The organism is Rhizobium sp. KNZ14-9A, assembly GCF_056755015.1.
In genome coordinates this window covers 1,249,010-1,268,386 of sequence record NZ_JBPGXB010000002.1, presented here as the reverse complement: position 1 = coordinate 1,268,386, position 19,377 = coordinate 1,249,010, and the positions used below count along the sequence as shown (strand labels likewise).

Annotated in this window: 15 protein-coding genes and 3 pseudogenes; 13 read left to right on the top strand and 5 right to left on the bottom strand. The window is 59.2% G+C overall.

Going from position 1 to position 19,377, the window contains the following annotated elements; translation table 11 throughout:
• Positions 1–12 precede the first annotated feature (12 nt).
• Entirely contained in the window at positions 13–1,410 is a 1,398-nt protein-coding gene (locus ACR9ZQ_RS12570; RefSeq protein ID WP_481427946.1) for a transposase, read from the bottom strand.
• 276 nt (positions 1,411–1,686) lie between these two features.
• On the opposite strand from ACR9ZQ_RS12570, the gene ACR9ZQ_RS12565 reads away from it, so the two are divergent.
• Both ACR9ZQ_RS12565 and ACR9ZQ_RS12560 read left to right on the top strand, forming a co-directional pair.
• Positions 1,687–2,562: an NmrA/HSCARG family protein gene (locus ACR9ZQ_RS12565; RefSeq protein WP_481427945.1), complete on the top strand. Its 876-nt coding sequence runs from the start codon at positions 1,687–1,689 to the stop codon at positions 2,560–2,562.
• Between the two features lie 535 nt (positions 2,563–3,097).
• A complete protein-coding gene (locus ACR9ZQ_RS12560; protein ID WP_113324981.1) occupies positions 3,098–3,385 on the top strand; it encodes a hypothetical protein in 288 nt (95 codons plus the stop codon).
• A 226-nt stretch (positions 3,386–3,611) separates the two neighbouring features.
• Here ACR9ZQ_RS12560 and ACR9ZQ_RS12555 read toward each other — a convergent pair whose 3' ends face one another.
• Positions 3,612–3,881, bottom strand: a complete 270-nt coding sequence (locus ACR9ZQ_RS12555) for a 4-oxalocrotonate tautomerase (RefSeq protein WP_442205894.1) — start codon at positions 3,879–3,881, stop codon at positions 3,612–3,614.
• 60 nt (positions 3,882–3,941) lie between these two features.
• Between ACR9ZQ_RS12555 and ACR9ZQ_RS12550 the strand changes: the two genes are divergently transcribed.
• Positions 3,942–4,808: a LysR family transcriptional regulator gene (locus ACR9ZQ_RS12550; protein ID WP_481427944.1), complete on the top strand. Its 867-nt coding sequence runs from the start codon at positions 3,942–3,944 to the stop codon at positions 4,806–4,808.
• Between the two features lie 169 nt (positions 4,809–4,977).
• Here ACR9ZQ_RS12550 and ACR9ZQ_RS12545 read toward each other — a convergent pair whose 3' ends face one another.
• On the bottom strand, positions 4,978–5,685 hold the full coding sequence (locus ACR9ZQ_RS12545; protein ID WP_481429305.1) for a response regulator transcription factor: 708 nt from the start codon (positions 5,683–5,685) through the stop codon (positions 4,978–4,980).
• A 960-nt stretch (positions 5,686–6,645) separates the two neighbouring features.
• Positions 6,646–7,734 (bottom strand): hypothetical protein, encoded by a 1,089-nt coding sequence (locus tag ACR9ZQ_RS12540; RefSeq protein WP_310386292.1) that lies wholly within the window; start codon positions 7,732–7,734, stop codon positions 6,646–6,648.
• Positions 7,735–8,367: 633 nt separating this feature from the next.
• Between ACR9ZQ_RS12540 and ACR9ZQ_RS12535 the strand changes: the two are divergent.
• From ACR9ZQ_RS12535 to ACR9ZQ_RS12515, 5 genes and pseudogenes are all read left to right on the top strand, one after another.
• Positions 8,368–8,939, top strand: a pseudogene (locus ACR9ZQ_RS12535) (PE-PGRS family protein).
• A gap of 104 nt (positions 8,940–9,043) precedes the next feature.
• Positions 9,044–10,759, top strand: coding sequence for a type I secretion system permease/ATPase (locus tag ACR9ZQ_RS12530; protein WP_481427943.1), 1,716 nt, complete (start codon positions 9,044–9,046; stop codon positions 10,757–10,759).
• 14 nt (positions 10,760–10,773) lie between these two features.
• Positions 10,774–12,219, top strand: coding sequence for an HlyD family type I secretion periplasmic adaptor subunit (locus tag ACR9ZQ_RS12525; RefSeq protein WP_481427942.1), 1,446 nt, complete (start codon positions 10,774–10,776; stop codon positions 12,217–12,219).
• Positions 12,220–12,226: 7 nt separating this feature from the next.
• A complete protein-coding gene (locus tag ACR9ZQ_RS12520; protein WP_405049751.1) occupies positions 12,227–12,505 on the top strand; it encodes a transposase in 279 nt (92 codons plus the stop codon).
• A 71-nt stretch (positions 12,506–12,576) separates the two neighbouring features.
• Positions 12,577–12,756 (top strand): annotated as a pseudogene (locus ACR9ZQ_RS12515) (carboxylesterase family protein); the annotation flags it as partial.
• Between the two features lie 60 nt (positions 12,757–12,816).
• Here the strand turns inward: ACR9ZQ_RS12515 and ACR9ZQ_RS12510 are convergent.
• Positions 12,817–12,912: pseudogene (locus ACR9ZQ_RS12510) on the bottom strand (IS5/IS1182 family transposase); the annotation flags it as partial.
• Between the two features lie 236 nt (positions 12,913–13,148).
• On the opposite strand from ACR9ZQ_RS12510, the gene ACR9ZQ_RS12505 reads away from it, so the two are divergent.
• The 5 genes from ACR9ZQ_RS12505 to ACR9ZQ_RS12485 all read left to right on the top strand — a co-directional run bounded on the left by ACR9ZQ_RS12505 (position 13,149) and on the right by ACR9ZQ_RS12485 (position 19,369).
• Positions 13,149–14,660, top strand: a complete 1,512-nt coding sequence (locus ACR9ZQ_RS12505; protein ID WP_481427941.1) for a DUF1254 domain-containing protein — start codon at positions 13,149–13,151, stop codon at positions 14,658–14,660.
• Positions 14,661–14,686: 26 nt separating this feature from the next.
• Positions 14,687–16,240 carry a DUF1254 domain-containing protein gene (locus tag ACR9ZQ_RS12500; protein WP_481427940.1) on the top strand — a complete coding sequence of 518 codons (1,554 nt, stop codon included), beginning with the start codon at positions 14,687–14,689 and terminating at the stop codon, positions 16,238–16,240.
• Between the two features lie 601 nt (positions 16,241–16,841).
• Positions 16,842–17,984, top strand: coding sequence for a pentapeptide repeat-containing protein (locus ACR9ZQ_RS12495; protein ID WP_481429304.1), 1,143 nt, complete (start codon positions 16,842–16,844; stop codon positions 17,982–17,984).
• Between the two features lie 127 nt (positions 17,985–18,111).
• Entirely contained in the window at positions 18,112–18,699 is a 588-nt protein-coding gene (locus ACR9ZQ_RS12490) for a transglutaminase-like cysteine peptidase (RefSeq protein WP_481427939.1), read from the top strand.
• Positions 18,700–18,907: 208 nt separating this feature from the next.
• Positions 18,908–19,369, top strand: a complete 462-nt coding sequence (locus tag ACR9ZQ_RS12485; protein ID WP_310386306.1) for a DUF3597 domain-containing protein — start codon at positions 18,908–18,910, stop codon at positions 19,367–19,369.
• The last annotated feature ends 8 nt before the right edge of the window (positions 19,370–19,377 follow it).

The window sequence follows — 19,377 nt, the reverse complement described above, 5'->3', positions numbered from 1 at the left end:
TCGTCGGCGGAGCTACGCGGAAGTCACCGACAAGGCGATTCCAAAAACTTTCCTTTGCCTGGAGGGATGTCGGGCTGAGCTGGTAGCTTCTTGGCTGTACACGAACAGCAAAATTGACAGAAAAGCACTTGCCAGTCGCTTCAAGTTGACTGCCGCGGCCGTCAGATAGGCTTGGATTTTCATATTTATGAGGCCGCGCCGGATCGCTCTTGATAGCCCGTGCCAAGTCTTCGCTTCGCCGTGATATCCCTCTGAGCGCCAGCGGTGACGCTGGTACAAAGCTCGGTCCTCGTCCGACCATCGTTCTCTTCGGCGACGAGCTCGCAGGAGTGCCGGATAGTCATCGCCGAGCACTACCGCCTTGTTCACACGGCCATTGGAAAGGCAAAGTCGCGCCAGATCGCAGTGCCGACAGTCTGCCGCACGAGATGTAAAGAAGCGCCCATGTTTAACGGCACGGCCCGCCTTCAGCATCTTGCCACGTGGACATTTAAGGGTGTCGTGCTTGGCGTCATAACGAAAGCGGCGCATAGGCACAGGGCTACGGATTGGCTCTGCCTTTGCCGGAATAACCGCTTCGATCGCGCGTTGCTCCATTCCTGCGAACACCTTAGCATACGCATAGCCGGCGTCGGCCGTTGCCGTTTTGATTATCGTGCCGGTCATCGCGGCGACCGCGTCGAGACGACTGAGTATAACTTGCCCCTCATTAATCTCGCCTGTGGTGACCTCCACATCTAAAATTACGCCGCAAGCATCATCCACCACGGCATGTTGCTTGTAGGCCGGCTCCAGTCTCCGATTACGCCCGTTGGTCGCCATGGACGCGTCAGGGTCGGTGACGCAGACTTTCTTGTATTTGCCTGTTTTGCGGCTTTTTCGTTCGCTCTCAGCGGCTTCGTTGGCGTCGGTGACCGCATCTATATGGCGGACCGCAAGACTTTCCCAACTGACGTCGGCCCGAATGAGTGAGGCGTCGACATGAACGACCTCACCCTTGGCGACTTTGGCCGCTACGCAGACCTTTACCGTCCGCTCAAAGATAGTTCGGAAACGTTCTGCACCCCAGCGCTGACGGATACGGGTCAACGACGAATGGTCCGGGAGAGCTTCGTGCAGACCGAAGCCGATAAACCAGCGAATAGCGATGTTTACCTGAGCCTCCCGCATCAGCCGACGGTCATGGACAATTCCGAGAAGAAAGCCTGCAAGCATCAGCCGGACTGCTACTTCCGGGTCGATGCCGGGTCGGCCGAAGCCCGCCGCATAAAGCTCAGCCACCTCCTCGTGTAGCCAGGAGAGGTCGAGAACTCGATCGACCTTCACCAATACGTGATCGTCAGGGACCAAATCCCGAAGCGAGCCGCACATGTACAGTTCAAGCTGATCGCGTTCCTTACGGCCGAGCATCGTGGAGGCTCCAGAGAATCAACGACTGCTCAATTGAATCAGATACATAGCACTTCTTCAACAGCCCCACAGTCCACTTATCGCCCAGCCGTGTGCAAATCCCGTTTGACGGGATCGGCCTGAATTGTGGTTTGTCCTCTGGTCCCTGAAGGGAACCGGGCCCGATACCATTGTCCAAGCGTATCATCCTTGTGCCTGACGCTGAAAAATGTGCCGTCTTCCTGCGATTTTCTACTCGTATATATGGACGGTCGTTGTTCAACGCGAGGGTTCTCAATGACCAATGACAAACATCCAATTCTCGTTTTCGGCGCCACCGGTCGTCAGGGCGGATCGGTCGCCAAAGCCTTGCTGAAAGCGAAGCGGCCTGTACGCGCACTTGTATTGAATACCGGGGCCCCAGCCTCGATCGCCCTGCAGGACGCCGGCGTCGAAATCGTGCCCGGATCGTTCGAGGACGAGGATGCCATCCGAGCGGCGATGAAAGACGCATATGGCGTTTTCAGCGTGCTGCCGGCCAACCTGTCGGCAGAGGAGGAAGAACGCCGAGGGACTTCGATCGCCGACCTGGCCGTCGAAAGCGGCGTCACGCATCTCGTTTATTCCTCGGGCGCCAGCGTCGGCGACAAGCCGACGGGTGTGGCGCGTTTTGACGCCAAACCTCGCATAGAGGCGCATATCCGCAAATCGCCTATCACGGCCACGATCGTCAGGCCGATGATCTTCATGGAAATGCTGGTGCGGCCCGGATTCGGCCTGGACAAGGGGCAGTTGCTCTCGCTCATCAGGCCAGAGCATTCGATCCAGCTGACCGCTGTGGACGACATCGGGAAATTCGTTGCGGCCATGTTCGCCGATAAGGCCCGGTTCGGCGGCGTCACCTTGAAAATCGCAAGCGACAGGCTTACCGGCTACGAACTCGAAGCCGCCCTGAGCGAAATCGCCGGCCGCACGATCGCCTATGCGCGCTTTCCCGACGATGTTCTCGCAGCCAATGCCGACCTCGCGCACATGGCCAGGAGCCTGGAAGATGGTCCGCTGGCAGAACGTGTGGATCTGGATCTCATGCGCGAGATCAATCCGGAAATCCTCACTTTCCGCGCCTGGCTCGCCGGGATCGGCCGCAAGGCGCTCGACGAAGCCTTGGGGTAGAATGCGGCAGACGACGACTTCTGATGTCTGCAACGGGCCGAGGCGGCGTTGGTGGCATTTACTGGCCGGCCGCATCAATTCGCGCTTCGCGTCCTGCACCGATGGTAAAACACGTACGTCACCGGGCAGAGACTGGGGTGAAGGCAGCGGTGGATTACGATCCGTATGGGTAGTGTGGCGGTACCGGGAGAGGATTAGACCCGTGGTCGCGGCAGGCTAATCACAATGCACGGTTCCAATTTTATCCACAGGTTTATTCGCAAGCTCCAGGCGAAAAAAATCCCGCAGAAGCTGGGATTTCCTGGCGCAAACAGCCGAGCTAATCCAACTGGTCGAATTGCTGCGCGTCATGCGCGGGCGTCTAATCGCATTGTCACGGTGAAGGGCGCAGATGAGACAAGCACCGGGGCTGGGGCTCGTCTTGGTGCTGGGTGGCGAGCCCCAATGTCTTCGCCAGTTATCTGACGAAACGACGTCAGAAAAGACTGCCTCGGGGGACGCTTAAGGATGAACTCCATCTTCAGAAGGTCCGCCAATGCCGCCCCTGCTCGATGCCGACGACCCAAACAGCCTTGATATTGTATGCGATGTCATCCTGGTAGACTGGTACAACGCAGGTGTAGACACCTTCGATATCAGAGACTTCCGGGAAGAAATGGAGTCGCATTACAAGGAGATGGGCAGACCCGTCCCTGCAGAGATTGCGGATCCCCAAAAGCTCGTGCCAACCCTCCGGCTGCTGCAGGCGCGCATGCACATTGTCAAGCCGACGCGGATTACCGGTATCGAGTGGCAATTCGTGAGAAATGGCAACGGGGATTGAAGGGCGCCAGGGCCACGCGCTGGCGGGTGCCCAAAAGACGGTCTGCCTCTTTGACGATCGCATCAGGCTGCCCGAAAATCGATTGCGATTTCCGGGCTGATGCTCGAGGCACCGCGGGCCGTCTCTAAAGCGCGTCGCGATCTTTCAGATTCGCTTGTCGCACTTTAAATTCTTGTTTTCGCGTGTCGTTATCGCAAAACCGCTGCACACTTTTGCGCGACACGCTTTAGGCCTCGGACTTCAGCTTGCCGCCGACCGCCCAGGAATCCTTGCCGATCTCCGTTATCAGGATTTCCAGCGATTCAGGCGGGCACGCCAGGGTTTCGACGGCGGCCCTGGTGGCTTCGCGCACGAAGGCGCGTTTCTGATCGTCGGTGCGGCCGGGATGCATCTGCAGGTGAAGAATGGGCATGTTTTTTCCTTGGTCACGTTGGCAATGTCCCGTCGCCTTGGCTCGGGCATGACGACTATGTTGTAAATGCCGCGGTTGATAAATAAGCTGCAGGTATCGTCATTCGAAACCTACAGGTAGGTAATCACGGACAAGCTGGCTGGCATGGCAACGTTCGTCAGGGTTATCGAAGCCGGCAGTTTTGCGGCAGCGGCAGAGATCGCGCGCGTGTCGCCCGCCATGGTTGCCAAGCAAATCAAGACGATCGAGGCCCGGCTCGGGGCGAAGCTCATCCATCGCACCACGCGGCGCCATCAGCTGACGGAGATTGGCCAGCTCTACTACGAGCGCTGCAAGCGCGCTCTGGCCGAAGTGGCGCTAGCCGAGGCTTCGGCAAGCGAACTCCAATCGGCGCCGCGCGGCCGGCTTCGGCTGGTTGCGCCGGTGAGCTTCGGGACGCAGAACCTCGTGCCGGCGCTGATCGACTATCAGAACGCCTATCCCGACGTCAGCATCGAGCTATCGCTCGACAACAACGTCCATGACCTCGTCGGCGAGGGTTTCGAGCTTGGCATCCACATCGGCCCGCTATCGAACAGCAGCCTGGTCGCCCGCCCGCTGACCCCCTATCGGCGGATTCTCGCAGCCTCGCCTGATTATCTCGCCCGCCACGGCCGGCCGGCCTCGCCGGAGGATCTCGCGAACCATCTCTGCCTTGGCCACTCCTATTGGCGCATGCAGGATCGCTGGCACCTGATCGGGCCGGGAGATGAAATGCGCGATGTACTGATTTCCGGAAAATTCTCGACCAACCAGGGTGCGGCGCTGCGCATGGCAGCGCTCAGCGGCGCGGGAATCGCGCTTCAGCCGGAATTGCTGCTGGCCGCTGACATCGCCGAAGGGCGGCTCGAGCCGGTGCTTCCGGAATGGTCCTACCGGCCTGTCCCGATGTACCTCGTCTACGCGCCGAACCGGCGGCCGACGGCGATGTTGCGGACTATGATAGATTTCCTGGTGGAACGGTTTGGCTAATGAGCGTCGGTTTTGGCCGGCATCGAAGATATCCGAAAAAACAATTCCTGAAGCGCGTCGCTTGCAACAGGTTTAATGCGACGTGCTTCAAGACTGCTTTGAGCCCAAAACGCTCATGGGTGGCGCCTGCCTCTCACGTTGCGACAGCGTCCTTCCCTGGCGAGACCGCCTAACTCGGCGCGGCGTCAGGCCCGCCGGCGGCTCTTTGAACCAGGCGGGCAACCACTTCAGTACGGTTCTGCGCCTGCAGCTTGCGCATGATGTGCTGCAGATGCATCTTCACCGTATGCCCCGACAAATTGAGTTTTCCCGCAATCACCTTGTTTGAGCAGCCGCTTTGCAGCTCTGCCAGCACATCCGCTTCCCGCGGAGTGAATTCGGCAATCGCCAGATACTGCATCCTGTCGTCCAGCCTTCTTTCGGCCTCGGTTCTGACCGGGATATGCTCGTTCGAGCCGTTTGTAACAACTCCCATGAGCTGCGGGAAAAATGTTCCCCCTGCCAGAACAAGACGAAGACCGGCAAGGGCGATATCAATGGGCAGTGAAGTCGTAAAAAAGCCGCGGATGCCCATCGTGAGCGCCTGACGGGCTATGAAGGCGTCATCCGTACCTGAGAGCAACGTGATAGGAGCCTCGGGAAAACGTGCAGCAATGGCCGCAAGGTCATCACGCAGGCTAATGCTCTCGATACTTCTGCCGGCCAAATCCAATGCAATCAAACGCACCTCAGCTCCAAGAGCTCGGTCGAGACTCTCGGTCGAGATCAAATCGATAAAGTTCCAACCGGCGAGCTCATGCTCAAGAAGCTTCACCACGGTGGTGCGTGCCAGTGTAGAATGCTCGATTATGATCACAGTTGGTGCAGTGCGCCCCATGCGGCGCTTAGTTTTAGCACTGTCGGACACTTGCGTGCTCCCCAGAAGATTTGCAACCCAACAGCTATTCACATTATTCCTGTTCTCGCTTCATGTCATGATAAAAAATGAGTGTATTGCCAGCATCAATAGTCTGATCTCTCATGATAATTCTTATAGTCTATAAGATTCAGGTGAGAGACAACTTATCCAGAAGAGCACTTTGGAAAGCTTATCTACGAGGGCTTGCTGGTTCGACTTGTCGCCGCAGACTTTCCAGTCTTCGTCGAATTCACGTACGGAAAGCGCGTCAACAAAGCTTTCAAAGGCACTGAAAAGGCAGGCGATCTGCTACAGATCCATTCAGGAAAGAGCCGTTCGATATAACGAGCTGCCGATCGGCCTGGCTTTGTGTCCATATCTCAATTCAAAACAGCCGCAAACCTCGACAGCGAAACGACCAACGCGAAAAGCAACAAAAGCCCGAGATCGCCGGTAACCCTTTATGATTACTGAATAACTGGGGGCCATTGACGCATTGATACCGGCTATCAGGCGTTTTCACGCAGGCAGGACTGCGGCGGCACCGACAGACGCCGGCCGGAGGCAACGGCCTCCGGGGCCGAAATCGACGACAATGCGGATAGGGGTCACGGTGGGATGTTCGGTATCTCAGTGAGCCGGCTTCCGTGCCATCTCGGCCCAGGAGACGAAGCCGTGCGGAAGAAGCGATTCAACAAATGGCTTGAAAAATGGCACGAGGAACAGCCTCATGCAGTTGACCTCTGCAATGCTGGTGGGGGAGCCTATCCGCCGGAGCTTTTCCAGGAAAAGTGCGAAGTGGTTTTTCCGTCTGGGATGCCAGCCCCTCGGCCGTCATGTCAGGGCTTGTCCCTGATATCTGCCACGGTTTTGCGTCCGGAATTGCGTGGAAATAAAGAGATAGGGCATTTCCGTAATTCGAAGAAAAATGGAAATGCTCTAACTATGCATGAAGCCCAGAATGTCGTCGACGAGAGCCGAATGGGCGTCCGTGAGGTTGCCCTCTCCGCTATGCCCCCCGATGCCGGCCATCTGGAGCGCATGCTGATCATAGAGAACATGATCGATCTGTTGGGCATCCGCCGTCCCACCAGCGGGAACGGCAATGTTGATGGGATGGAAATAGGCGAAATTGACGTCAGTGATGCTGCCGGTTGACGATCCGTCCCCGCCACCGCCGCCCGCATGGTTGCCGGTGAAAATCGTGTCCGACGACAGGTTGAAGCCACCGCCATTACCGCCGATGCCGGCAATCTGCACGGCGCCCTGATCGAAAATGACATTGTTTGTCTGATGAGCCTCAGCCGAGCCGCCTGCGGCGCCGATGGCGATGTTGATCGGTGAGAATATGGCAATACTCACGTCGACTATGCTGCCGACGAAATATCCATTGCCGCCGTGGCCCGCATAAAAGTCGCCGGTCAATGTGAGCGCAGTTCCCGGGCTCATCGACGGGCCATGGCCCGCGACATTATGGTCTCCGCCCGAGCCGCCCATGCCGCCGATCTGGGTTGCGCCCTGCAGGAACAGTGCATTGTTCGATTGCTCAGCGTGAGCCTCCGCGCCGGGGCCTGCGGCCACGGCAGTATTCACGGGGGCGAACACCCCGACTGCGGTGCTGACGAGTCCACCGTAGAAAAGCCCATCGCCCCCGCTGCCGGCATGATTGGCGCCCTCGCCGCTGCCGATGGCAACATTGCCGCTTCCGCCATTCCCGCCTATCCCGGCCATTTCGGTGGGATGCTGATTGATGAGCGCATCGTTGCCCTGGAAGGCGTTGGCAGCAGAATGGGATCCTGCAATAGCGGCATTGGACGGCATGAAGACCGCCATTGCGTTGCTGCTGATCACGCCTTCGCTTATTCCGTCACCACCGCTGCCGGCTGAATTATAGCCTGGACCGGACGCGACATCCAAGGGAAGCCAGGTCGGCACCAATGCAAGATGCCCCGCGGCCACGTTGGAGGCGAGCTGTTGATCGGAGCCTGACTTGGGCAGGTCTTCCGATAAGGGACGAGTTTCCGTCATTACCGTCTCCATTCCGCGGACAACCGCACGGCAACCGGGCGTGCAGCGGATGTAGGCTGAATTGTTCAGGCCCTGAATTGTTCGGGCATTGTGCATCTGAAAGCAGGAAAAGCAGAGCCTGCAATTCGTCTACATCCCCTTGGCTAGTTCTCTAGCCGTTTGGCTGTCATGGCCGCAGCGCCCATTCTGCGCGTTTGCGAGCACCAGATCCGCCTTCGGGTTGGAGGCCCTGCATCCTTTACCCGCCGTTCTCGCGGCGTGTCATGAGAGTCTTTCAGCCCCGGGCAGGGTCTTCTTTGCCAAGCGCAACCTGATCAGAACCCCGCAACAGAGCCGGTTCGCCTGGACGGCCGCGCTTCGAAAAGCGGCGGCGCTTCGGTGAGGTCGCAGATATGTTCATGACAATGCCATCCGGCGCCAAATCATCAAAAACAAGCTCAAAACAACGCTCCGCCACTTTCAAGTATACATCCAAAAGAACGTCACCGAATATCTAGATGGTTCAAATATTAAATCGCAGGCAATATTCGGCCGCGGTTGTATTGGCTGGCGGTGGCATCCTGAATAATCACACCGTAGGGGGAAACACCGTAGAATAAACCCGATAGAAACGAAGTAGAAGGAGTGATATCAATGCCTATTCCACAATTGTCTGACACGATCTATCTCCACAACCCGGATGCGGGCGACGCCAATGCCGGCAACGGCGGCGATGGCATCAATCATGGCACCATTGACTACAACCCGGTTGCCTATATTGACCCCGTGCAAACGGTTTACGGGGCAGAGACCCATCTGCACAACGGCGATCACGTTTGGCAGGGGGCAGACTGGGACGCCGGCGGCGGTGGAGCCGGTGGCTTCAGCCAGGCCCAGAACGGCTTCCTTGCATCGCTCACCAGCGGCGCCGGCGGCGCGGGGGACAAGCTCACTCCAACGGCGACCAGGGAAACACGAGCGGCGGCGACACGGCTACGGTGAATGCGGCTACGACCGCGACACAATATACGCAGCTCATGGCTGACCAGCATGCCACCATCCTGGCCGGCGTCGGCGGCAACGGCGGCAACGGGAACAACGCTCTGGGTGGCGATATCTCGTCAGCAGTGGTTCACACCGATCCCGAAACGACGACGGTGAACAATGCTCTCGATCATTTCATAAACGCCTTCGGTCATATCGACGTCAGCCATCTCGGCTCCTGAACTCAATGCTCTGAGGGTCGCCGGTTTCGGCTGGCGACCCTCCACTATTGCCGAACCTGCAAGCAACCTCTTCGTGTCAGTATCAAATGCGGTGAGATCTGATAATGGCAACGATTTCCATAAAACCATTGCGCCCACAGACACACCTCGTTGTTGCGCTCCGAGCTTGTGCCGGCGCCTTCGGGTTGGTCTTCCTTTATAGCTGCGGTTACAATCTCTTTCTTCTGGCGCCTTCCATCTATCTCCTGCAGATTTATGACAGGGTCCTGTCGAGCCGAAGCGCCGACACGCTTCTGATGCTGACCTTGATCATCGCCATCGCCGTGCTGGTCGGGTCCATACTGGATATCGTGCGCAGGGCAGCCCTTTCGCGCATCGGCAGCTGGCTGGACCACAGGCTGCGGCCGATGGTGCTCACGGCATCATTCGAATATGCCACTCTTGCCGATACGGGAGCCGCCACGGAGTGCTACAGGGACCTCGCCGCATTGCGCCAGTTCCTCGATTCACCGGCCAGCTCCCTGTTTTTTGACGTTCCCTGGGCGCCGGTATTCCTGCTCCTGCTCTTTCTTGTCCATCCGCTGCTCGGGACCATCGGTCTTCTGAGCGCAGTTGCACTTCTGCTGTTTGCGTTCCTGACGGAAGTGGCAACGAAAGAGCCGCTTACCCAGGCCAATTTTGCCCTTTCGAGCAGCTATATCCGATTTGCGACCGCCCTCAAGAACATCGAGGTGATCAGGGCGATGGGCATGCAGGATGGCGCAGCGCAGATCGTCTATCGCGATGCGGAAATGGCAAGAAAGGCGCAGGACATCGCGATGCATCGAACGGAGATCATTCTTGGTTTCTCCAAATCGATCCGCACGCTCGCGCAGATCCTCATGATGGGATCGGCCACATGGCTGGTGCTCGTAAACAGCGGCAGTCCCGGCATCATCTTCGTTGCGAGCCTGCTGCTCGGGCGCGGGCTTGCACCGATCGAGGGCGCAATCGGTGCATGGCGCTCCTTCACGTTTGCCCGCAATGCCTTCAATCGCCTGAACAGAATGCTGATAACAGTTGCTTCGGAAGGCGACGGCCGAATAGTGCCGATTCCGGAACCCAATGGCCTCATTCTCGATAATGTCAGCTATGTCAGGCCATTCGTCGATCGGCCGATATTGAGCGATATCACCCTGCGCCTCGCGCCAGGCGATTGCGTAGCGCTCATCGGTCCATCGGGATCGGGAAAATCGACACTCGGTCGCGTCATAGCCGGCGTTGTGCCGGCCACGAGCGGATGTGTTCTTCTCGGCGGCGTGGATATCTCGGCGCTCCGCCTTTGCGGGGGGACCCGCCATGTCGGATACCTGCCGCAGGACATCGAACTCTTCGGCGGAGCGATCAAGGATGTGATCGGCCGGCTGGACGGAGGAGATCCCGGCAAGGCGATCGACGCCGCGAAACTGGTTGGATTGCACGAAGCGATCATGCGGCTGCCCCGGGGCTATGAGACCGATATCGGTGAAGGGGGAAACCTGCTCCTTCGAGCTCAGCGCCAACAGCTGGGACTGGCGCGCGCAGCCTATGGAAATCCATCTCTCATCGTTCTCGACGATCCGAATTCGAGCCTGGATTATGACGGCGAACGCATGCTGTTCACGGCAATCGAGCGCATGAAATCCAGGGGGATGACCGTCGTCATCATAACCCACCGGATGGGGATCCTGCCGGTCACCAACAAGATTGCCATCATGCGTAACGGGACGGTGGCTGCCTTCGGCGACAGCGACCGGATTTACGACACCTATCTTCAACCGCCGTCTCGAACAGGAACATAGGGAGGGACGCCGCCGTGACCCTTGTTCAGTTGAACGTAGCGCTGGCGAAATTTTCAGATCTGTCAAAGACGGGTCTGCGGTTGGCTCAGCGATCGACGGCGCCAGCCAAGCAACAGACAACCTATTTTCCGGTCATCAATCCGAAACAGCGCGGCCCCGCCCCCCCTTCGCCCATGCCGGGGCTCAGAGGCGTTGTCTGGACGGGCAACCTTCTGATCCTGGTCTTCATAGTCGGATTGGGGATCTGGTCGGTTCTCGCGCCGCTGAAAAGCGCTGCGGTCGCATCAGGCGTCATCGAACCGGAAACCAGCCGCAAGACCATTCAGCACCTGGAAGGCGGAATCGTGCGGCGGATCCTCGTCAAGAACGGCGATGCGGTCATGGGCGGGCAGATCGTGATAGAGCTCGACGACACGAAGTCCCGCTCGGAGCGCGACAGCATTCAAGGGCAGCTTTGGGACGCCGAAGGAAGCCGCGCTCGCCTGCTTGCGGAGCAGACGGGCAGCGACCATATCGCCTATCCTGACGACCTCAGGGCAGCCATGGAGAGATATCCTTCGGTCAGCGCTATCATGACCGGGCAACAGAAAATCTTCGAAGCCCGTCGCCGGGTCATGCAGGCGGAAATTGGGATCATCAATGAAAAGATCGCGCAGGTGCGGCAGGAAATCGTCGGACTTGGCGCACAGAAGGCATCACTGGCCGACAGGGCCACGATCTCAAGCCAGGAAATGGATCAGGTTACTGCCCTCAACGCCAAAGGACTGGAAAAGAAGAGCAGACTTCTCAACCTCCAGCGGGAAAAAGCAGACCTTGATGGCCGGCAGGGTGAAGTAGCGGCACAGATCTCTCGCGCCTATCAGGTGATCAGCGAGTCAAAGGCCGATCTCGCAAAGCTCGAAAGCGACCGGTTGAGCGAAGTTGCCCAAGGCATGCGCGATACGGAAAGCCGGATCATGCAGCTGCGCGAGCGCTTGCGGGCGATCGACGACCAGGTTTCGAGGACCGATATCCGTGCTCCCGAAGATGGAACGATCATGAACCTGCGCATCCACACGGCCGGTGGCGTGGTCGGCGCGGGCGAACCGCTCGTCGATCTCCTGCCGCGCTCCGATCGCCTCATCGTGTCCGTCCACGTCAGACCGGAAGATATGAACCTCGTCCGTGCCGGGCTCGAGGCGCAGGTTCACCTCCTCCCCTACAATCAGCGGCGCGTCCCGCTCCTGAAAGGTCGCGTTGAATATGTATCGGCCGACCGCCTCATTGATCAGCAGAGCGGCCAGCCCTATTTTGCCGCAACGATCCGTGTAACGGACGAGCGGCTGGCGAAAATGAGAGATGTCGAACTGGTCGCGGGCATGCCCGCGCAGACACTGATCGAAACGGGCCAAAGCAGCGTGGCGCTCTATGCCATCAGACCACTCCTCGACAGTTTCAACAGAGCATTTCGCGAGGACTGACACGGTGATGGGCAAGAGAAAATTCGACGACGACCAGATTACGGGCATTCTTAGGGAGCACCAGGCCGGGGTGACGGTGGCAGATGTTTGCCACAGGCACGGTATCAGCGAGCCGACCTTCTATCGGTGGCAATCCCTGCAGTTCGGAAGCGGCGGTCTCTCTGCCAAAAGGGTGAGAGCATTGGAGGAAGAAAACCAGAAGCTCAAGAAGCTTTTGGCCGAAGCCATGCTCTCGGCGGCAACGCTGAGCGAGATGCTGGCGAAGACATCGAAAGGGCGGAACTGACCTCTGAACAGGGCCGACACGGACCCCTTTCTACAATCGGGGTGCGGGCATTGCCGTGTCGGGAGGAAGCGATGTTTAGAATTCGCGGCTTCTTAGTTGCCTTTGCCGTCCTTGGAACTGCCCCAGCTCATGCACAGAGCAACCCGACGGTCGTCGCCATAGACTCCGGTAAAGTTCGTGGTGTGCAGTCAGAGGAGGTAATCAGTTTCAAGGGAATTCCGTACGCAGCTCCTCCGGCTGGCGACCGCCGCTGGCGGGTGGCGCAACCGGTTAAACCGTGGTCCGACACGCTGGATGCCAGCGCTTTCGGCGGCGTCGACGACAACGTGAATCTTGCTGGTGAGCCCGCCTCGCGACCGGCCCATATGTTCCTCTCTGTTCCCCGCGATACAGGCTCCGTGCTGGTGCACACACCGCCGTCACGATTGTCCTGATCTGACCGAAGATCGAATAGCTGTTCATCATAGAGATCCGGTCATGCGCCGTGGGTCTGCGAAGCCGGCGAACTCAGCTTCCATTTTGCAGTCCGCACTTGCCCAAACGGGCAATATCGGTTCGGCGATTTCTCATGTAAGTTGAGCGTCCCGCGGCACGTGGTGCCATGCACGTCAAATGTCCTCCTCACAGAGCAGAGGAATCAAACATGTCGATGAAGCCTCGCGGAACCAACCAACGCCACCACCGGTTCGGGGAAATTGACCGTCGGTCTTTTTTCCCCTTGCTGGGAGCCGGGTTCCTCTTGATGTTGCCCGGAAAGGCTTGGGCGCAACAGGTCCCCATACCCACAACCGCCGCTCAAGTTCCCGGCCCGCCCAGCGGCACGGCCATGACCACGGCCTACGTGCAATCGGTCGGGCGCATGGCCTACTTGTGGGGCTGGCCACTGGTCAATTCGGTCAACCGCTCCATCGCCTTTTCCAAGGCTCCCCAACCAGGCTTGATCGGCGGAGTGGTTCCGATCGCATTCAACGGGAACGCAATGCTGACCGGGTATATCAGCCCGGACCAGACGATCATCGCCTGCCCGAACCAGGATGTCGCGTATGGTGCCGGCTGGATGACACTGGACAAGGAGCCCATCGTCTTCCAGGTACCGGATTTTGGCGATCGTTTCTGGGTCTACGCGCACTATGACGCGCGCACCGACGAGTTTTCCGAGATCGGCAAGCAATACGGCACCAAGCCCGGCTTCTACCTGATGGTCGGCCCAGACTGGAAGGGCGAAACGCCAGCCGGCATCACGGCGGTGGTGCGCTCCTCCACGTCGCTTGCCTTTGTCATTCCGCGCATCTTCATCGATGACAGCGCGGAGGATCAAAAAGCCGTCCAGCCGTTGCTCAGCCAGGTCGTCTACTACCCGTTGTCGGAGTTCGACGGGAAGATGAAGATCAAGGATTGGAGCAAGCTTCCGCATTTCCCCGCACCGAAATCCACCGGCAAAGGTGAGACCAAGTGGGTAAACCCGGAAACCTTCTTCGACGAGTTACCTGAGGTGATGAAACAAGTGCCGCCGATGCCAGGCGAGGAAACCCTCTACAACTGGATCGGTAGCGTGCTGGACGCCGCCGCCAAGGATCCTGCGATCAAGAAGACCCTTATGGAAACTGCTGTCGCCGCCGAGGGTGAACTGATCTCACCGTTCTTTAAGTGGGCCAATAACGGCCGCCCTGCCGGCAATGGCTGGAATTCGCCGGTGAACAATGCCGAGTGGGGGACCGACTACCTCAATCGCACGGGCACCTCCAAGTCGAACATGTACGACAACCGGCCTGCGGAAACCAAGTACATCTACACGGACAACGACAACCAGGGTGCACAACTCAACGGACAGAACAATTACACGATCACATTTGCCAAGGGTCAGACGCCACCGGTTAAGGGGTTCTGGTCGTTGACCTTGTATAACGATGTCCACTTCTTCAACCCAAATCCACTAAAGCGCTATTCATTGGGCACGAAGAACAAGACCATCAAATATAACGCGGACGGCTCGCTGACGCTTTACGCCAGCGCCAAGTCGCCGGGCGCGGACAAGGAAAGCAACTGGCTGCCCGCGCCCGAAGGGACGTTCTCGCTCTACATCCGCGCCTATTGGGCCGAGCAGGCCATCCTCGACGGCACCTGGCAGCCCCCGACCGTCACGATGGCGAACTGAATAAACCCCAGACAACGCGGAGGGTCATGACAGTGACAACCATTCGCCCACTCAACCTTCTCGTCGCCGCGCTGGCTGGCGGTTTGGCGATGAACGGCCTCGCTACGCAGGCTTTTGCTCAGGAGACCTCTTTCGATAAGTTGGCCAACCTCCCGTTCGCGGAAGGCCGGCCCACAAAAGAGACAGCGCAGACCTTGCGCGACGAACTGCTCTTCCAACGGGCGACGCAGACCTATCTCTGGGCGCTGCCGTTGATCAACACCCTCGGGATGCAGGTCGGGTCGGAAAAAACATTCGGCGCCGGCTACAACGTCCTGCCGATCTGGAAAAAGCGGCTCGACGCCAAGACCCTGGTGACTACCCCCAACTCCGACGTCCTCTACGCCATGAGCTACGTTGACCTGGGCAAGGATGGTCCGCTGGTGATGGAAGCGCCGTCTGAGTTGCAAGGCATCCTGCTGGATTACTGGCAGCGCCCCATCCCGGTGGATGGCGGCAAGTTCTTTGGTGACGTCGGTCTGTTTGGACCGGATGGCGGCAAGGGGGGCAAGTTCCTCCTGTTGCCACCCGGCTACACCGGAGCGGTGCCGGACGGTTATTATGTTTACCGGTCAGGCACCAACAGCGTCTTTATCTTCCTGCGTGGGTTCTACAAGGACCCGAAGAATCTGACACCCGCTGTCGCGCACCTGGAGAAGACAAAGATCTATCCGCTTAACGGCGAGGCTGGCGCCAAGCCGATGGAATTCCCCGATGGCTCCGGCGTCCCGGTCAACATGCTGCCGATCAGCGACGGCAGCGCCTTCGATCAACTCAAGCTGCTGGTGGACAGGGAGGGTGACAATCTCGCCGGTCCCGATTGGTTCGGCATGCTGGCGGCCATCGGCATCGTCAAGGGCCAGCCGTTCAATCCTGATGCGCACACACGCGAGATCCTCGATCGCGCCGCGAAGACCGGCTACAAAATGAGCCGTGTCATTGGCTTTGCCGACAAGGTAAGTGGTCTCTCGTTGCTCGTCTATCCAGACCGCCGCTGGCTCAATCCTTTCTCCGACGGGACTCCCGCGAATCCGGGTGGGTCGAAGAATCCGGACTGGGAGAATGTCGCCGGAGCGTATCCATATCTGGCCCTCGATGCCCGAATCTGGATGTTCACCGACTACTACTCGATCAGCCCGGGGATGATGTCCCAAACCCCGGGCAAGGGCGCGAAGTACATGATAGCCTTCACCGATAGCGAAGGCACGCCGCTGTCCGGTGGGAGTAACTACCGCATGAACCTGCCCGCCAACATTCCCGCCGCCAACTTCTGGTCGGTGACGCTCTACGAGGCTGAAAATGCTTCGGGTCTCGCCAATGGGCAGCCTTTCCCATCGTTGGGTTCAAAGGACAGGCCGGCGCAGAACGCGGATGGGAGCACGGAGCTTTACCTCGCCTCCAAAGCACCCGAGGGCAAGGCCGGCAATTGGCTCGCGACCGTGCCGGGCAAGGGGTACTTCGCCATCCTCAGGCTCTACGGCCCGACCGAAGCGGCCATCGACAAGAGCTGGGTCCCAGGGGACATCGAGAAGGTGGAGTGACCCTCTTGCGCTCAGCGGCTTAAGGCCCGAAAAGCGGCTGGCTCACGCACTAGTCTCGCCCATGTCGCGCGGCCTCTTCCAGCGGGTCGGGAGTGGTAGTCGATACCAATCCCGGCTTTTCCCAGTCAAGTGGGATCGGCACATCGCTTACAGCATACCCCTTAGGGCGCTCCGCACAACAAAAAGGGGGCACCTCACGGCACCCCCTTTCTGCCCCCCCAAAGCCGGCATCCCCTCCCCGGATACCGGCCCCCTCACAAACACCCCTCTCCTCCCTCACCTCTGTGTTCCCGGCCCAGCCCGGGTTATCTCACAGAGATTCGCGCCGCCCCTTTTGGGCGCAATGACATCTACGCGGTACATCTGAACCATCACTGCGCAGAGGCGACGCCTGGATTCCTGTGACTTCCTTTGCGCCAGCACGCGGGCACAGGAATGAGGAAGGAAAGGGAATGCGCCCGGCAGATAGTGGCAAGAAGACACCGTCACCGAGCCGCATCTCCGATACTGCCGTTGAAAGAAGGGCTTCGTCCCTGAAGCCCTTCCCCCGGTTCAAGATGCCGGATTAGCCGGGATTGTGTTCGCCATTGCCCTGGCCGTCATGACCGCCCTCGCCATGACCGCCCTCGTCGGAGCCGCCCTTATCGGAACCGCCCTTGTCGGAACCGCCCTTGTCAGAGCCGCCCTTGTCGGAACCACCCTTGTCCGAGCCACCCTTGTCAGAGCCGCCCCTGTCGGAACCGCCCTTGTCCGAGCCGCCCTTGTCGGAACCGCCCCTGTCAGAGCCACCCTTGTCGGAACCACCCTTGTCAGAGCCACCCCTGTCGGAGCCGCCCTTGTCCGAGCCGCCCTTGTCCGAGCCGCCCTTGTCCGAGCCGCCCTTGTCCGAACCGCCCTTGTCCGAACCGCCCTTGTCAGAGCCGCCCTTGTCAGAGCCGCCCTTGTCAGAGCCGCCCTTGTCAGACCCGCCCTTGTCGGAGCCGCCCTTGTCGGAGCCACCCTTGTCGGAGCCACCCTTGTCGGAGCCACCCTTGTCGGAGCCACCCTTGTCGGAGCCGCCCTTGTCGGAGCCGCCCTTGTCGGAACCACCCTTGTCAGAGCCACCCTTGTCGTTGCGGTCGTTGCCGCCCTTGTCATTGCGGTCCTTGCCACCATCGTGGTCGCGGTCCTTGCCACCATCATGGTCGCGGTCCTTGCCACCATCGTGGTCGTGGTCCTTGCCGCCGTGGTGATCACGATCCTTACCGCCGTGGTGGTCACGATCCTTGCCGCCGTGGTGGTCACGGTCCTTGCCGCCGTGGTGATCGTGGTCCTTGCCGCCGTGATGACCGCCGTGATCGCCGTCGCCATCGCCATCGCCAGGGCCGGAGCCACCGGTGTTGCCGTCGCCGTCATCGCCGCCGTTGTTCTGATCGCCGGAAGAGGTCTGGTTCGACGCCTGTTTGCCAGAGTCGGAGTTGCCGCCGGAGCGGTTGCCGAAGCGATTGCCGCTGCTGTCGTCATTGACCGTGCGGCTGTCATTGTCGGTGCGGATGGATTTCGTTGGCAGGCACAGCCTGGCCTCAATCGTACCCGGCGCTGCCTTGGCGCAGTTGACAACTGCCGGCGCGGCCATCGTGAGGCTGCTGCTTGCCAAAAGGTAAGCAACGGCGACGCTATACTTCGCTGCTTTGCTGATCATCTTTTTTCTCCCAAAGTTAACAAACCGTTAACTGGGAGAATTCTTATATTAGAGAATTGTTAAATCCAAGAATAAACTGTGGACAATGGCACAACGTCTTAATCTATAGTTAATTACACAAGTAATAAATTTTATTAAAGTTTTAGTATAAACTATGTTACCTTCGCCGCGCACAATAAAGAGGTGATTCATGCGATGGCTTTTTTGTTTTGTTTCCCTCGTGTTTTTTCCTACGCAATTTCAAGCATTTGCCGGACAGCCTCTGCCGGTTGGCAGGAATATCGGCGCGCCGGTGGGATTTGCATCTGCCTGCGCCAGCTATCGCTGGCTTTGCCATCAGACGTCCGCTCAGGGCGGCATCCGGGCATCGGTTGAGCAGGCGGGCATGCCGCTTCTGCGCAAGGTCACCCGCGCCGTGAACCTCGCCGTCCGCTCGACGGAGGACCGCTCCTCTTCCGGAAACGGCGATGTCTGGACCCTGCCCATCGGCGGCCGGGGCGACTGCGAGGATTACGCCCTGCAGAAGATGAAGGACCTGATCGACGCCGGATTTCCGGCAAACCGCCTGGCGCTCTCGGTGGTGATCGGCCCGCATGACGAGAACCACGTCGTGCTGATCGCCCGCATGGACGACGGCGACTACGTGCTCGACAATCTCAACAACGCGGTCAAACCCTGGAGAGCCACGCCCTATACATTTCTGGCAACGCAGGATTTCCTGAAGAAATCGACCTGGCGCGTGACACTTGCCGGGCCGCGGGCGAACGAGTTTTCGTGATCGGGTGGGAGCGCAATATTACGCCGTATGCTCGGCACACCCCCCTCTGTCCTGCCGGACTGCCGGGGGTGTGCCGAGCACATACGTTTAATACCTAAAAGCCGCATCTCACGAACCATGATTCCCGTCCGCCACCTTTGCGGATCGCGCCGCCACCCTACTTCTCTCCCGGTCATCCCCATCGCAACCACAAGAGGAGGGTTTCCCCGTGGGCGTCTTCGACCGCATCAAGAACGCGATTTTCGGCAAAGCGCAGGCAGCACCCGTGCCAGAGCCCGCATCCGCCGCGCCGCAGGCCTCCAGTGCGCCTGCAGCTTCTCCTGCCACTCAGCCTGCTACCAAGTCCGCGCCGGTGACCGAACCCGCGACCGGCGCGCCGCCGCCGGCACAATCAAGCCCCGGCCAGGCAAGCAATGCCGATATCGAGCAGATCCTGAACGCAGCCGTCAAGAAATCCGGCCAGAAGCTCGATTGGCGCCATTCGATCGTCGACCTCATGAAGGCGCTCGGAATGGATGCGAGCCTTGCCGAACGCAAGGAACTGGCAGCCGAGCTCGGCTACACCGGCGATACGAACGACAGCGCGAAGATGAATATCTTCCTCCACAAGGCGCTCATGAAGAAACTGTCGGAAAACGGCGGCAAGGTGCCGGCCGATCTTCTGGATTGAGTGGCGGG

Bases quoted from the DNA above. Each gene is read 5' to 3' on its own strand.
- ACR9ZQ_RS12520 (WP_405049751.1), top strand. From the start codon at position 12,227: ATGGGCAAGAGAAAATTCGACGACGACCAGATTACGGGCATTCTTAGG.
- ACR9ZQ_RS12565 (WP_481427945.1), top strand. From the start codon at position 1,687: ATGACCAATGACAAACATCCAATTCTCGTTTTCGGCGCCACCGGTCGT.
- ACR9ZQ_RS12495 (WP_481429304.1), top strand. From the start codon at position 16,842: ATGACCGCCCTCGCCATGACCGCCCTCGTCGGAGCCGCCCTTATCGGA.
- ACR9ZQ_RS12530 (WP_481427943.1), top strand. From the start codon at position 9,044: ATGGCAACGATTTCCATAAAACCATTGCGCCCACAGACACACCTCGTT.
- ACR9ZQ_RS12540 (WP_310386292.1), bottom strand. From the start codon at position 7,734: ATGACGGAAACTCGTCCCTTATCGGAAGACCTGCCCAAGTCAGGCTCC.
- ACR9ZQ_RS12550 (WP_481427944.1), top strand. From the start codon at position 3,942: ATGGCAACGTTCGTCAGGGTTATCGAAGCCGGCAGTTTTGCGGCAGCG.
- ACR9ZQ_RS12545 (WP_481429305.1), bottom strand. From the start codon at position 5,685: ATGGGGCGCACTGCACCAACTGTGATCATAATCGAGCATTCTACACTG.
- ACR9ZQ_RS12505 (WP_481427941.1), top strand. From the start codon at position 13,149: ATGTCGATGAAGCCTCGCGGAACCAACCAACGCCACCACCGGTTCGGG.
- ACR9ZQ_RS12490 (WP_481427939.1), top strand. From the start codon at position 18,112: ATGCGATGGCTTTTTTGTTTTGTTTCCCTCGTGTTTTTTCCTACGCAA.
- ACR9ZQ_RS12500 (WP_481427940.1), top strand. From the start codon at position 14,687: ATGACAGTGACAACCATTCGCCCACTCAACCTTCTCGTCGCCGCGCTG.
- ACR9ZQ_RS12560 (WP_113324981.1), top strand. From the start codon at position 3,098: ATGCCGCCCCTGCTCGATGCCGACGACCCAAACAGCCTTGATATTGTA.
- ACR9ZQ_RS12570 (WP_481427946.1), bottom strand. From the start codon at position 1,410: ATGCTCGGCCGTAAGGAACGCGATCAGCTTGAACTGTACATGTGCGGC.